General features: G+C 61.0%; 13 protein-coding genes. 10 read left to right on the forward strand and 3 right to left on the reverse strand.

The annotated features are described in order from the left end of the window. The first annotated feature begins 21 nt into the window (after positions 1–21). From N2601_RS06945 to N2601_RS06955, 3 genes are read left to right on the forward strand one after another with little or no spacing between them, the layout of a single operon-like run. Entirely contained in the window at positions 22–2,364 is a 2,343-nt protein-coding gene (locus tag N2601_RS06945) for a type I secretion system permease/ATPase (RefSeq protein WP_104825099.1), read from the forward strand. Between the two features lie 5 nt (positions 2,365–2,369). Next, positions 2,370–3,731: an HlyD family type I secretion periplasmic adaptor subunit gene (locus tag N2601_RS06950; protein ID WP_104825100.1), complete on the forward strand. Its 1,362-nt coding sequence runs from the start codon at positions 2,370–2,372 to the stop codon at positions 3,729–3,731. 39 nt (positions 3,732–3,770) lie between these two features. Further along, positions 3,771–4,262 (forward strand): hypothetical protein, encoded by a 492-nt coding sequence (locus N2601_RS06955; RefSeq protein ID WP_104823116.1) that lies wholly within the window; start codon positions 3,771–3,773, stop codon positions 4,260–4,262. Positions 4,263–4,293: 31 nt separating this feature from the next. On the opposite strand, the gene N2601_RS06960 is transcribed toward N2601_RS06955, so the two are convergent. Beyond that, a complete protein-coding gene (locus N2601_RS06960) occupies positions 4,294–4,575 on the reverse strand; it encodes a hypothetical protein (RefSeq protein ID WP_104823117.1) in 282 nt (93 codons plus the stop codon). Positions 4,576–4,755: 180 nt separating this feature from the next. Between N2601_RS06960 and N2601_RS06965 the strand changes: the two genes are divergently transcribed. The 5 genes from N2601_RS06965 to N2601_RS06985 are packed head-to-tail and all read left to right on the forward strand — an operon-like array spanning position 4,756 to position 10,243. Further along, complete coding sequence (locus N2601_RS06965; protein ID WP_104823118.1) at positions 4,756–6,648, forward strand: peptidylprolyl isomerase; 1,893 nt, start codon at positions 4,756–4,758, stop codon at positions 6,646–6,648. A 25-nt stretch (positions 6,649–6,673) separates the two neighbouring features. Further along, positions 6,674–7,690: an anthranilate phosphoribosyltransferase gene (gene trpD / locus N2601_RS06970; RefSeq protein ID WP_104823119.1), complete on the forward strand. Its 1,017-nt coding sequence runs from the start codon at positions 6,674–6,676 to the stop codon at positions 7,688–7,690. Positions 7,691–7,702: 12 nt separating this feature from the next. Beyond that, positions 7,703–8,518 (forward strand): indole-3-glycerol phosphate synthase TrpC, encoded by an 816-nt coding sequence (gene trpC, locus N2601_RS06975; RefSeq protein WP_104823120.1) that lies wholly within the window; start codon positions 7,703–7,705, stop codon positions 8,516–8,518. Position 8,519: 1 nt separating this feature from the next. After that, on the forward strand, positions 8,520–9,014 hold the full coding sequence (moaC, locus tag N2601_RS06980; protein ID WP_104823121.1) for a cyclic pyranopterin monophosphate synthase MoaC: 495 nt from the start codon (positions 8,520–8,522) through the stop codon (positions 9,012–9,014). A gap of 2 nt (positions 9,015–9,016) precedes the next feature. Continuing rightward, a complete protein-coding gene (locus N2601_RS06985; RefSeq protein ID WP_104823122.1) occupies positions 9,017–10,243 on the forward strand; it encodes a molybdopterin molybdotransferase MoeA in 1,227 nt (408 codons plus the stop codon). Positions 10,244–10,310: 67 nt separating this feature from the next. Here the strand turns inward: N2601_RS06985 and gnd are convergent, their stop codons facing one another. Then, the gene (gnd, locus tag N2601_RS06990) at positions 10,311–11,336 is read right to left on the reverse strand and encodes a phosphogluconate dehydrogenase (NAD(+)-dependent, decarboxylating) (RefSeq protein WP_104823123.1); all 1,026 of its coding nucleotides are present in this window, start codon (positions 11,334–11,336) and stop codon (positions 10,311–10,313) included. A 432-nt stretch (positions 11,337–11,768) separates the two neighbouring features. On the opposite strand from gnd, the gene tehA reads away from it, so the two are divergent. After that, positions 11,769–12,722 (forward strand): dicarboxylate transporter/tellurite-resistance protein TehA, encoded by a 954-nt coding sequence (gene tehA / locus N2601_RS06995; protein ID WP_260303862.1) that lies wholly within the window; start codon positions 11,769–11,771, stop codon positions 12,720–12,722. A 36-nt stretch (positions 12,723–12,758) separates the two neighbouring features. Further along, positions 12,759–13,130: a VOC family protein gene (locus tag N2601_RS07000; protein ID WP_104823125.1), complete on the forward strand. Its 372-nt coding sequence runs from the start codon at positions 12,759–12,761 to the stop codon at positions 13,128–13,130. A 47-nt stretch (positions 13,131–13,177) separates the two neighbouring features. Here N2601_RS07000 and N2601_RS07005 read toward each other — a convergent pair whose 3' ends face one another. Next, entirely contained in the window at positions 13,178–14,311 is a 1,134-nt protein-coding gene (locus tag N2601_RS07005) for a citrate synthase (protein ID WP_104823126.1), read from the reverse strand. Positions 14,312–14,359: the final 48 nt, after the last annotated feature.

Raw genomic sequence — 14,359 nt, forward strand, 5'->3', positions numbered from 1 at the left:
GAGACATAGGGGATGCTCCTGATGAACCAGATTTCAAAGCTGAGCATGGCGGAAAGCCGGACATTGCACCTCACGTCGCTGGCGTCGGGCGAGGAGGAGCGGACGGCCGAGCGCGACACCGCCTCCTATATGGCGGCCATAGAAGACGCTGTGGAAAGCTTGAAACGGTTGCGGCGCGAGCCTAAGGCCGCCGTGGTTCCCTCCCCCCTTTCTCCCCAACCGTCGATACTGGACGTGACGACTGTGGCTGCCGTGGAAACTGAGACGGTTCCCGCCCCTGCGGAGTTTTCCGTTGTGACGAAGGTTGATGAAGGGGCCGCCACCTCGACGACCGAGATCGAGATGCGGCTGATATCGCCCGCTCCAGAGGTCGCTCCGGAGCCTGTGATCGAACCGGCGCCCCGGCTGCCGGAAGCGGAAATGCCAAAGCCCGAAATGCCCAGGCCTGAGATGCCAAAGCCTGAGATGAAGGTGAATCAATCGCAGCCTTTGCCTCGGACGATCGACAACGACTCCGGCCCGTTGCGTGAGAACGAGCGCCGGTCGCTTGCCGGCGGTGGCGGTCACGGTGGCAATAACGAGAGCGGCAAAGGCGGAGGTGGCGGAGGCAATGACGGCGGCATCTTCCACAAACGCAGCGCCCAGCCGATCAATTTCGCCGCCAGTCTGCGCAAGGGTATTTCGGTCGTTCAGCGCAACATGCTGATCGTCATGATCTTCACCCTGGCCATCAATGTCCTGGTGCTGGCAATCCCGATCTATCTGTTTCAGATTTCCGACCGCGTTCTGACTAGCCGCTCGATCGATACGCTGGTCATGCTCACGATCGCTGTCGTCGGCGCCATTCTCCTGCAGGTCATCATGGATTCCGTGCGCCGTTTCATCCTGATGCGCACAGCCGTCGAATTGGAAGTGCAGCTCGGCGCGCCGATCCTGAGCGCGGCTGCCCGTGCGTCCTTGAACGGCAACGGCCGCGACTACCAGACGCTTGCCGATCTGCAGCTACTCCGGTCCTTTTTGACCTCGGGCACGCTGCTTGCCTTCCTCGACGCGCCATTGATGCCGCTCTTCGTCGTCGTTGTCTATCTCGTGCATCCGCATCTCGGCGTGATCGTCATGACGTGCTGCGCCGTCCTGTTCGTAATCGCCTATCTCAATCAAAAGATGACGGCGAAACAGTTTGCCGAAGCCAACGCCTTCGTTACCCGCGCCAATTTCCATTTGGATTCCATGGCGCGTAATTCGCAGATCATCAATGCCCTTGCGATGATCCCCGAAGCCGTGAAGATGTGGGGCCGTGAAACTGCTGGATCGTTGAAATCGCAGGTGGCCGCCCAGGACCGCAATATCGTCTTTTCCGGTCTCACCAAGGCTTGCCGCCTGATCACCCAGGTCACCCTGCTCGGCTGGGGCGCGCATCTCTCGCTCTCCGGCCAGTTGACCGGCGGCATGGTGATTGCGGCCTCGATCATCTCCGGCCGAGCATTGGCGCCGGTCGAAGGGGCGATTGAGGGCTGGAATCAGTTCAATCATTCCCGCGCCGCATACGGCCGCATCAAGCAGCTATTGCTGAATTCGCCGCTGAACTTCCCGCGGCTGCGCCTGCCCAACCCGGAAGGACGGCTCGATGTGGAGCGCATTCTCTTCGTCCCGCCGCCGCAGAAACGGGTCGTTTTGAACGGCATCTCCTTTTCCTTGAAGAAGGGGGAATCGCTTGCCGTCATCGGCAATTCCGGGTCCGGCAAGACGACGCTCGGCAAGATGCTGGTGGGCTCGATCCTGCCGACCTCCGGTAATGTGCGGCTCGATCTGATGGATCTGCGCAACTGGGATCAGCGGCAATTCGGCGAGAGCATCGGCTACCTGCCTCAGGACGTGCAGCTCTTTCCGGGTACGATCAAAGCCAATATCTGCCGCATGCGCGACGACGTCGAAGACCGGCTGATTTACGAGGCGGCCGTCCTTGCTGACGTGCATGAGCTGATCGCGACTTTTCCGCAGGGCTATGAGACGGTGGTTGCCGCCGATGGCGCGCCGCTTTCCGGCGGCCAGAAGCAGCGTATCGCGCTTGCCCGTGCCTTCTTCGGCAATCCGAAATTCGTCGTTCTCGACGAGCCGAATTCCAATCTCGACACCGCCGGCGAGGCGGCGCTGGCCCGGGCGCTCATCCACGCCAAAAAACAGGGCATCACCACAGTGACGATCACCCAGCGCCCTGCCCTGCTGCAATGCGTCGATAAGATCCTGGTTCTGAAGGACGGCTCGGTGGCGCTGTTCGGAGAGCGTACCGAGGTACTGAAAACGCTCAGCAACAAACCCAGCAATGAAATCGGCAATCGGCCACCGGCAAGGATCGAAGGGTGAGCGCCATGTTCGGGAGAAACAAGAATAAGAAAAAAGAAGACAACGAACAGGGGCAACTCGAATGGTATAGCGAGGTGCCACGGTCGATCAGGCTCTACAGCGTCTCGGGTCTGGCGATCCTGTTCGCTTCTTTCGGCGGCTTCGGCTATTGGGCCGCCACCGCGCCGATCGCTTCGGCCGTCATCGCTCAAGGCAGTTTCGTCGCGACCGGCAACAATAAGATCGTTCAGCATCTCGAGGGCGGCATTATCAAGGAGCTGATGGTGAGCGAAGGACAGGTCGTGCAGGAGGGGGATATCCTGCTGACCCTCGATCCGACGGCGGCTCTCGCCAATGATCGGGCGCTGAAACTGAGACGGCTGCGGTTGGAAACTGTGGTCGCCCGTTTGAAAGCCGAGGCCCAGGGCAATGAAGAGTTCAAGGTCCCCGATATCGTCACGGCGGAGGCCGACGATCCCGATGTGACCTCTCTGATCCAAAGCCAGGTTGTGGTTTTTCACAGCAAACAATCCAAGCTGCAGGAACAGCTCAACCTTATCGAAAAGAACATCCGTTCGCTCGAATATCGCACCCAGGGATATCAGGGCCAGCGGCAGGCCTTCGTGACGCAGCTCGGCCTTTTGACCGATGAACAGGCATCGAAAGAGAAGCTTGCGAATATCGGCGTTGTCAGGCGTTCCGACCTTCTGGCCGTGCAGCGCGCGGTCGCCGATGCCATGGGCGACCTTGCCCGCATCGATGCTGAGTTGAACGAGAACGAAGCCCAGGTCGCCAAGTACCGCCAGGAAGCGATCATTGCCATCAACACCAACAAGCAGGCAGCGCTCGACGCGTTGGAAACGGCCGAATCCGATTTGGACAGCGTGCGCGAGCAGGTGCGTGAGGCTGCGGGCGTGCTCGACCGCACCGTCATCCGCTCACCGGTCAGCGGCACGGTCATTCGTTCCTATTATCATACCGCCGGCGGCGTCATCACGACGGGCAAGCCGATCATGGAGATATTGCCGAACAACGTGCCTTTGATCATCGAGGCACAGGTGCTGCGCACCTCCATCGACCAGTTGCGCGAAGGTGAATCCGCCTCCATCCGCCTGTCGTCCCTCAACCGGCGCACGACACCGGTGCTGAACGGTAAGGTATTCTACGTCTCAGCCGACTCGATCGAGGACAATTCCGGTTCGACGCAGCGCGATGTCTATGTTGTTCGCGTCCAGATCCCGAGTGAGGAGATCAAACGCATTCCGGGCTTCAAGCCCGTACCTGGCATGCCCGCGGATGTTTTGATCCAGACGTCCGAACGCACCTTTTTCGAATATCTCTCCAAGCCGGTGGTCGACAGCATGTCGCGCGCCTTCAGGGAGCGGTGATGAATTTGTACTTTGGCTGATTGAGCATAGGACCGCGCCATGCCTGCAATGTCCGATATTCTGCTTCGCGTCGGCCGCCTGAACTATGTCTGGACCAATACGGAAAGCCTTCTGATCTACATCATTGCGCATCTGCTGAGGGTGGAGAAGGATGCGGCCATCATCGTCTTCCTGACGCTGAACACCACGCGCGCGCGCATTGATTTGGTCGAACGTCTGGCAAAACTATCCTCGACGCCGGCGGAAGACAGCCATGCGGTGCTGGCGCTGATGAGCCGCTTGAAGCGGGAATCGAAGATGCGCAACAAATACAATCACTGCATCTATTCCTTCGACGAAAACGGCGAAATCTCCAGCACGCAGCTCATGCGTCTGGTGGAGGACGACCGGCACGTCAAATACGGCAAGGTGGAACAACTGGATCTGCGCGAAATCGAACGGCTGGAGAGCTCGATCAAGGAGATTGTCGAGATCAGCAAGGCGCTCTGGACATTCATCCGCGCCAGCCCGCGTTTTCACGACGAGCTTTGAAAAGAACCGCTATCCGTAAGCGAGCATTGACCTAGCGACGGCTGAGCAGGCCGATCAGATAACCGATGCCGGCGGCTGCCGCGACCATGAAGATCGGCTCCTGGCGAACCCTTTCGCGCAGTTGATCGGTTATTTCCTGAGCCTCCTCGGTGACGACGGACTTCGCGCCTTGCCCGACCGCGGCCATGCTGCGCGAAAGTTTCGTCAGATCCTCCCGAAGCGCGGCGATCTGCAGGTTAAGGTCTTCGACGGCTGTTTCAGCTTGTACCTGAGCTGAGGCAGTTTGGGCGGAAGCGGATTTCGTCTCGGCCATCGTCGGCTCCTCTGTTTACCTCAGCTTTCAACGTCAATCCCAGGCAAAGGTTCCGGGTCTGCAGCGCTAGGCCCGGTGATTTCCTTGCTGGCTCTTCAATTCCGGTTCGGATTGTTCTAAGGAACTCCGATTGCTTCGCCTGCGGGCGAAGACTGTATTGATGACGAGGTTTGCCTTCCGATGTTCGACGTGTTGAGAAAAATCGCCCAGACCTGGGTTGCCAAGGGCTTGATGCTTATTTTGGCGGCGGCCTTCGGCATATGGGGGGTTGAGCGTTCGCTCATCAGCGGCGGCGGAAGCAATACCGTCGTGACGGTCGGCGATCAGCAGATTGGTACCAATGAATTCCGCCTCGCCTATCGTCGCCAGATCCAGGCCATCAGCCAGCAACTGCGCATGCAGATCACGCCGGAGCAGGCGCGCGCCTTCGGCATCGGACAGCAAACGGTCGCCCAGCTCGTTGCCGGCGCTTCGCTTGACCAGCTTGCCGCCGATATGAACCTTGGCCTGTCGCAGGATCGCCTCGCCCAGCTTATCGGCGACGATCCCGCCTTCAAGGCGCTGAACGGCAGCTTCGACCGGCAGAAATTCGAGAGCTTGCTGCGCAACAGCAGCATCAATCCCGACGACTACATCAAGGAGCGCAGTAAGGTTGCGATCCGTAGTCAGATCGTAGAAGCGGTCTCCAACGGCTTTACTGCGCCGAAGGTTCTCGTCGATGCCGTCAAGCAATATCATGACGAAAACCGCAGCATCGATTATCTGCTGTTGACCAACGCCAATATCGACCCGATCAAGGCGCCCGCCGAAGACGTGCTGCAGAAATGGTTCGATGGCGTCAAGCCGAAGTACCGCGCGCCCGAATACCGCAAGTTCGCCTATGTGACGCTGCAGGCCGAAGATGTTGCCAATCCCGCGAGCGTGACCGACGATGCGGTTCGCGCCGAGTTCGAGAAGCGCAAGGATAGCTTCACGACGCCGGCAACGCGCACGATCGAGCAGCTCACTTTCGCCAACAAGGACCTCGCCAACGCTGCCGCCGACGCGCTGAAGACGGGCTCGACATTTGACCAGTTGGTCACCGATCAAGGCAAGAAGCCCGCCGACGTGCTGCTCGGCACCTTCACCAAGGATCAGGTTCCGGATCAGACAATCGCCCAGGCTGCCTTTGCCGTTATCAAGGAAGGCGGCACCACGCCTGTCATCGACGGTTCATTCGGCCCGGTGATCCTGCGCGTAACCAATGTCAAGGCGGAGACGGCGAAGAGCTTCGACGAGGTCAAGGAAGACATCCGCAAGCAGATTGCGCTCAACAATGCCGCCGATGAAATCACCAGCGCTCACGACAAGTTCGAAGACTTGCGCGGCTCGGGTGCGTCGCTGCAGGAAGCCGCACAGCAAATGAAACTGAAGCTGGTGACCGTTGATTCGGTCGATGCCACCGGCCTCGACTCAAGCGGCAACGAGATCAAGGACCTGCCTGCCAAGCAGCAATTGCTGGCCGAAGTCTTCAAGGCGGACCAGGGCGGCAATGCTGCACCTCTGACCATCGGCAACAATGGTTACGTCTGGTACGATGTGCTGAACATCACGGCTGATCACGATCGCCCGCTTTCCGAGGTGCATGACAAGGCCGTTGCCGACTGGACTGCCGAGCAGCAGAAGGTTGCGCTCGCCGCCAAGGCAACCGAGCTGAAGCAGGAAGCGCAGAAGGGCAAATCGCTTGCCGACATCGCTGCGCCGCTTGGCATCGCCGTCGAAAACAAGTCTGGTGTGACCCGCACGACGGATGATCCCGTTCTCGGTCGTGGTGGCGTTGCGGCCTCGTTCTCTGGTCCGGCCGACACGGTCGCCAACGCGGTCGGCGCAGACGACACGACGCAGATCCTCTTGAAGGTCACCGAGGTCAACGACAATCCGACGACGGATGCGCTGAACAATGCCGATCAGCAGGCAGCTCAGATTGCCAATGCCGCCGGCGACGACATTCTTGACCAGATGGTCAGCGACCTGCAATCCAAATACAGCGTCACGGTCAACCAGAGCCTCGCCGAACAGGCGATGTCTCGCTAGGCCCGGTCGGGAGGATCGATAGCCGATGGCTGAATTGAAACCTTTCCTCGCCAAGGTCGCCAACCGCGAGGTGCTGACACGGGATGAGGCCCGTCAGGCATTCGAGATCCTGATGTCGGGCGAAGCCACGCCCTCGCAGATCGGCGCTTTCCTGATGGCGCTGCGCGTGCGCGGCGAGACGGTCGATGAAATCGTCGGCGCCGTCACAACGATGCGCGCCAAGATGCTGCCGGTGGAAGCACCTGCGGATGCGATGGATATCGTGGGTACCGGCGGTGACGGTGTTGGCACCTATAATATCTCCACGCTCGCCGCCCTGATCGTGGCCGGTGCTGGTGTGCCGGTCGCCAAGCATGGCAATCGCGCCCAAAGCTCCAAGGCTGGCACGGCCGACACGCAGTCCGTGCTCGGCATCAAGCTCGATGTCGGCCCCGAGACGATCGCTCGCTGCATTCGCGAAGCCGGAATCGGCTTCATGTTCGCGCAACTGCATCATTCCTCAATGCGCCATGTCGGCCCTTCGCGCGTCGAGCTCGGAACGCGCACGATCTTCAATCTGCTAGGGCCGCTGTCCAACCCGGCCGGCGCACGCCGCCAACTGCTCGGCGTCTTCGCGCCGCAATGGGTCGTGCCCCTTGCCGAGGTGCTGAAGGATCTGAATGCGGAAAGCGTCTGGGTCGTGTACGGCAACGGTATCGACGAGATCACCACCACCGGCCCGACGAATGTCGCCGCGCTTGAAGACGGCAAGATCCGCACCTTCGAGCTGACGCCTGCCGATTTCGGCCTGCCGCATGCCTCGCTGGCAGACCTCAAGGGCGGCGACGGCGTCTTCAATGCGGCAGCGCTGCGCGACGTGCTCAGCGGTGCGAAGAACGCTTATCGCGATATTTCGCTCGCCAATGCCGCGGCATCCCTCGTGATTGCGGGCAAGGCGGAAACGCTTCATGATGGCATGAGGCTCGCGGCTCAGTCGCTCGACAGCGGCGCGACCGCCGCCGCGCTGGAAAAGCTGATCGCCGTCTCCAACGCCGAAGAATAGGATTAGGACGTCATGACCGATATCCTCCAGAAGATCGAAGCCTACAAGCGCGAGGAGATCGCCGCCGCGAAGGCCAAGGTCTCGCTTGCCGATCTCAAGGCGATGCAGGCCGGCCAGTCCGCGCCGCGCGGCTTCCATAAGGCATTGGTCGCCAAGAAGGATGTCAGCGCCTTCGGCCTGATCGCCGAGATCAAGAAGGCAAGCCCGTCCAAGGGGCTCATTCGCCCCGATTTCGATCCGCCCGCCCTTGCCAAGGCCTATGAGTTGGGCGGCGCTGCCTGCCTCTCTGTGCTGACGGACAGCCCAAGCTTCCAAGGCGCACCGGAATTCCTGACCGCCGCCCGTGCCGCCTGCTCTTTGCCGGCATTGCGCAAGGATTTCATGTTCGAAACCTATCAGGTGCATGAGGCTCGCGCCTGGGGTGCCGATTGCATTCTCTTGATCATGGCCTCGCTTTCCGACAGCGATGCCGAGCGCCTCCAGGACGAAGCCTTCGGCCTCGGCATGGATGTACTGGTCGAGGTGCACGACGCCGAAGAAATGGAGCGGGCATTGAAGCTGTCTTCGCCGCTCGTCGGCATCAACAATCGCAATCTGCGCACCTTCGAGGTCAGCCTGACGGTCAGCGAAACCCTGTCCACCATGGTTCCCGAAGGCCGGCTGCTGGTCGGCGAAAGCGGTATTTTCACCCATGCCGACTGCAAGCGTCTCGAAGCCGTGGGCATCACCACCTTCCTCGTCGGCGAAAGCCTGATGCGCAAGGACGACGTGGCGTCCGCGACGCGCCTGCTGCTTACCGGCGAAACCGGCGTTCTGGCGGCAGAGTGAAATGAGCACGGAGAAAGCCGGCCTGACCCATATCGGCGCCTCCGGCGAGGCGCATATGGTCGATGTCGGCGACAAGGCCGAAACGGTTCGCATCGCCACCGCTGAAGGCCATGTGAAAATGAAGCCGGAGACGCTGGCGCTGATCCGCGAAGGCAATGCCAAGAAAGGCGATGTCATAGGCACGGCCAGGCTTGCCGGCATCATGGCCGCCAAGCAGACCGCCAATCTCATCCCGCTCTGCCATCCGCTGATGCTGACCAAGGTCACGGTCGATATCACCGAAGATGCTGCCCTGCCCGGCCTGCGCGTGACTGCTACCGCAAAGCTCACCGGCCGCACGGGCGTCGAGATGGAGGCGCTGACGGCAGTTTCCGTTGCCTGCCTGACGATCTACGATATGGCCAAGGCCGTGGACCGGACGATGGAAATCGGCGGTATCAGGCTCTTGGAGAAGTCCGGCGGCAAATCCGGCGACTTCCGTCATCCAGGGGCCTGAAGATGAGTCTTTTACCCGTTGTCGACGCCCAAGAACGTCTGCTGAATAGCGCAACGCCGCTCCATCGCGTCGAAAGCGTTGAACTCGACATGGCGGAAGGCCGGGTTCTCGCCAAGGATCTGGCTGCACGCCTCACGCAGCCGCCCTTCGATGCCTCGGCGATGGATGGCTATGCGCTGCGTTTCGAGGATGCCGCCGAACCGGGAGCGGAATTGACCGTGATCGGTGCTTCCGCCGCCGGTCACGCTTTCGAGGGTGTGGTCGGCAAGGGCGAAGCGGTCCGTATCTTCACCGGTGCGCTAGTTCCGGCCGGAGCCGATACTGTGTTGTTGCAGGAGGACGCGCTACGGCTGGAAGACGGCCGCATCCGCACCACCTATCCCCTGCGTAAGGGGCAGCATATCCGCCCGCGCGGCCAGGACTTTGCCGAAGGTGAAGTCGTGCTCGCGAAAGACACGGTGATGGATTTTTCGCGACTGACGGTTGCCGCCGCCATGAACCATCCGGCACTCGATGTGTATCGGCGTCCATTGGTGGCGATCCTTGCGACAGGCGACGAGCTGGTGACGCCGGGCAGCGAGCCCGGTCCCTCACAGATCATCGCATCAAATACATTCGGCATTGCCGCTCTCGCCCGCAACGCCGGCGCTCATGTGCTCGATCTTGGCATTGTCCCGGACGACAAGGCGGAAATCACCGCCGCGATTGGCCGCGCGCAGGTGGCGAAGGCCGATGTCATCGTCACGCTCGGCGGGGCCTCGGTCGGTGATCATGATCTGGTGCAGGCCACCATGGTCGAGGTCGGCATGCAGCTTGATTTCTGGCGCATCGCCATGCGTCCCGGCAAGCCGCTGATGGTCGGCAGCCTCGGCGAAACCCACGTCCTTGGGCTGCCAGGCAATCCGGTTTCCAGCCTCGTCTGCGGCCTCTTGTTCCTGGAGCCGCTGATCCGCAAGCTCGCTTTATTGCCGCCCGTGAAGCGTGAAGCCATGGCGCGGACCACCGTAACGCTCGCCGCCAACGATCAGCGCCAGGACTATATCCGGGCAACGCTGACGAAATCCGCGGATGGCGGCTGGCTGGTCGAGCCTTTTTCCAAGCAGGATTCCTCGATGATGAAGGTCTTTTCCCGCTCGGATTGCCTCATTATCCGCCCGCCGCGCACGCCCGAGCTTGTGGCCGGCTCTCCCTGCCCGGTTCTGTTGCTGCGTCCGGAGCTGATGAGCTAAGCCGGATATGAAAATGCCGGGCAGTTTGACCCGCCCGGCGCGAATGTCTTCCAATCGAAAGGGAAAATTACTTCGCCGGCTTCTCGTGATGGCCGCCGAAGCCTGCGCGCATAGCAGACAGCACCTTGTTGGCGTAATCGTCATTACCGCGCGAGGCGAAACGGCCGTAGAGAGCGGCGCTTAGCACCGGCGTCGGTACGCCTTCGTCGATCGCAGCCGAAATGGTCCAGCGGCCCTCGCCCGAATCCGAAACGCGGCCGGCATATTGCGACAAGGCCGCGTCGCCATGTAGTGCGTCGGCGGTGAGGTCGAGCAGCCAGGAGGTGATCACGCTGCCGCGGCGCCAGACCTCGCTGATTTCGGCGATGTCGAGGTTGTACTGATAATATTGCGGATGCGACAACGGCGCGGTTTCGGCGTCGGCTTCGGTGGTCTGCAGGCCGACATTGGCATGACGCAGCACATTGAAACCTTCGGCGTAAGCGGCCATCAGGCCGTATTCGATGCCGTTATGAACCATCTTGACGAAGTGGCCGGCACCCGACGGACCGCAATGCAGGTAGCCCTGCTCGGCGGTGCTGACGCTTGAGGCCGCTTCGGAGCGCATTTTCGACGGAGCGACATCGCCGACGCCGGGTGCGAGCGTCGCGAAGATCGGCGACAGGTGTTGCACCGTCGCCTTTTCGCCGCCGATCATCAGGCAATAGCCGCGCTGCAGGCCGAAAACGCCGCCGCTGGTGCCGACGTCGACATAGTGAATGCCTTTCGGCTTCAGCTCTTCGGCGCGGCGGATGTCGTCGTGGTAATAGGAGTTGCCGCCGTCGATGACGATATCGCCGTCTTCAAGCAGCGGAACGATCTTGGCCAGCTCCTTGTCGACGATCGCAGCCGGCAGCATCAGCCAGACGGCGCGAGGACGGGAGAGCTTCGATACGAAATCTTCGAGCGACGTGCTGCCGGTGGCGCCGAGCTTCTCAAGCTCCGTGATGCTTTCCGGACGCGCGTCGAAAACGACGGCGCTGTGGCCGCCCTTCATCAGGCGCTGCACCATGTTGCTGCCCATACGGCCAAGGCCAATCATTCCGATTTGCATGTGTCGGTCTCCTGGGAAGTTTAATCGGTTTGAAAACTCCATAAAGACATTTCGCAATCTTTGCCAATGAACAAATGACGGGCGAGCCATGCAGGCGTGCAGGATTGGGCGGAAAACGCCGCGTTCACGCATCTGTGATATTGCCCGTCGCTATCCCTTGCTTTCGCGGTGCAATAAGCCAGAATATCTGCACCATTTTGATAGCCCGATTTCGCTTCGCTGGCTTGAACAGAAACGTCTAATTCAACAAAACTATCACAATTCGTTGTCGTAAGCTGCGTAGGCGAAATTCGATGCGAAATGGGGTAAGTTTCGTGATCGATCCGGTTTTCTTCAGAGCTCGTCTACGAAGGCGTTTAACGTTACGTCCGTCAACGGAGGCACCATGGCCATCCCTTAAAACTGCCGCTCGTTCCGGCTGCATTCTTTGGCATGGTGCTCGGCCTTTCCGGTCTTGCCAACGCTTGGCGTGTGGCGGCGCGGGTCTGGCAATTGCCGGCGGCAATTGGTGAGACGATCACCTTCGTCTCGATAGCCGTCTGGGCAGTGCTGATCGTGCTTTACGTGCTGAAATGGGCGGTGGCCCGTGAAGAGGCGTCGAGGGAAGTGGTCCATCCCGTGCAATGCTGCTTCATCGGCCTCGTCGGGGTCGCCACCATGCTGGTCGCCGGTGGCTTGCTGCCCTATTCCCGCGTTGGCGCCGAATCTCTGTTTATCCTCGGCGCCTTATATACGCTTGCCTTCTCGGTCTGGCGCACCGGCGGTCTCTGGCAGGGCGGGCGCGACGTCACCACCACGACCGCCGTGCTTTATCTGCCAAGCGTGGCCGGAAGTTTCGTGACTGCGAGCGTCGCAGCCGCCCTCGGCTTTCCCGATTGGGGTCAGCTCTTCTTCGGCGCCGGATTTTTCGCCTGGCTGGCGATCGAATCCGCGCTGCTGCACCGTCTTCTGACAGCGCCGGCATTATCATCGCCGCTACGCCCGACGCTCGGCGTTCAACTTGCACCGCCGGCCGTCGGCGCGATTGCCTATATCAGCGTCACACAGGGAGCGCCTGACCTTATCGTGCATGCCATGATCGGCTATGGCATCCTGCAGGCCTTGATCATGCTGCGCCTCCTACCGTGGATCACGAAGGAGGCCTTTAGCCCCGCCTATTGGGCCTTCACCTTCGGTGCGACGGCGCTGGCGACTGCACCCTTGCGCCTGATCGAGCGCGGCGACATTGGCCCCGTCGCACAACTTGCGCCGATCCTGTTCATCGCCGCCAATATCGCCGTGGGATTGATTGCGTTCGCGACGATCTGGCTGATTGCCAACCGCAAACTGACCATCGGCTGGGTCGAGCTGTCGCGTCAGGACACCGGCGCTCTCGGACAGCGTTGACCGGCCGAGGCCTGCCGGAGAGTTTCAGGAGTGAATATGCTGGATCACGTTACAATTGGAGTTAGCGATGTGGAACGGTCGAAGGCCTTCTACGATGCGGCTTTGCTCCCGCTCGGGATCGAACGTCTATATGGCGAGGGTGCGATTTTTGCCGGATACGGGATCAGGCCGAGAGCCTTCTTCTGGATAGGACATCGCGACACGCCGCAAACTGGCGTTCATGTCGCCTTTGCCGCTGAAAGCAGAGCAATTGTTGATCAGTTTTATGAGGCGGCGCTGGCAGCCGGCGGGCTGGACAATGGACCGCCAGGCATCCGATCCCACTACCACCCAGACTACTACGGTGCGTTTGTTCTCGATCCAGACGGACACAACATCGAGGCTGTCTGCCGCTCGGCGGTGGGCTAAATCTGTCCGCAGATTGATTTCGGGGATCTGGCAGAGGCACCTGCCGGTCACTCCACCGGCGGACCGACGTAACGGGCGCGTGGCCGGATGAGATGACCGCTCGCGGATTGCTCCATGGCGTGCGCCAACCATCCGACAGTGCGGGCAAGCGCGAAGATGATCAGCGGCGCGTCCTGCGGCAGACAGCAGGCGGATGTCATCGCCGTCAGGGCAAAATCGACATTGACGGGTTCGCCGATCAATTCTTCCGCCGCCTTGCGCACCTTCGCGAACAAAGGCGGCAGCGTAAAGCAGGCAAGCAGCGCCCGGGCGCGCGCATCGCCGTCGGGATAGAGCGGGTGGCCGACCGCCGCCAGCGACCTCCCCTCGGCAAGATAGCTACGGACCGCCTCCTCAGCGCCGATTGAAGCAGCAAGGTCCATCAGCGAGCGCACGCTTTGCCACGCGCCGCCATGCAGCGGCCCGGTCAGTGTTGACAGGCCGGAAAGTGCCGCGGCCGATAGTGTCGCACCAGCAGAGGCGGTGATCCGCGCTGTGAAGGTCGAGGCATTGAGTTCGTGGTCGGCTAAGAGCACGAGAGAACGGCGAATGAGTTCGCCCGCATCAGGCTGGTTCCATGCTTCAGCAAGGCGCAGATGCAGTGGCACATGGGATAGGCCCGGTGCCAGCGCATCGGCAACCGTACCGAATACGCTTTCCGCTTCATTTCGCAGCGCCGGGAGCGAGCGCCCGAGCGACGGCAGGTCGGTTGAGGCGCGCTCGGCCAACGCCGAAAAGACCGCCGCTAGGGCGGATGACTCGTAATTGCCACCTTGCCCCTCCAGCCGCAAGGGCCGTTTCATGTCCCACAGGAGACAGGCCACTTCCTCCAAGGTCGCGTATTCGGCGAGCTTCGCCGCATCCTGCCCGCGATAGAACAGCCGGCCATGCGAAATTGTCGACAAGGCCGAAGGCAGCACAGGATCACCCCACTGGATGGCATCGGCTGCAACGGCCTCGGTCTTTCGCCGTCCCGCGTGGCGCGCCGCCAGCCGCTTGACGTCATCGGCGAAATAAAGGCTTCGCCGCGTGTCGGTTGGATCGGGTTTCGCACGGATGCGGCCACGGCTGACATTCGCGTAAAGCGTCTGTGATTTGGTGCCCAGGAGGTTCAGCGCCTGCTCTGCCGTCAGCCAGCTCATGGTTCCTCATATTGATCAATTGCATCAAGATTGACGTCAATGAAAATA

The sequence above is a fragment of the Rhizobium sp. CB3060 genome, assembly GCF_025200735.1.
Taxonomy (GTDB): Bacteria; Pseudomonadota; Alphaproteobacteria; order Rhizobiales; family Rhizobiaceae; genus Rhizobium.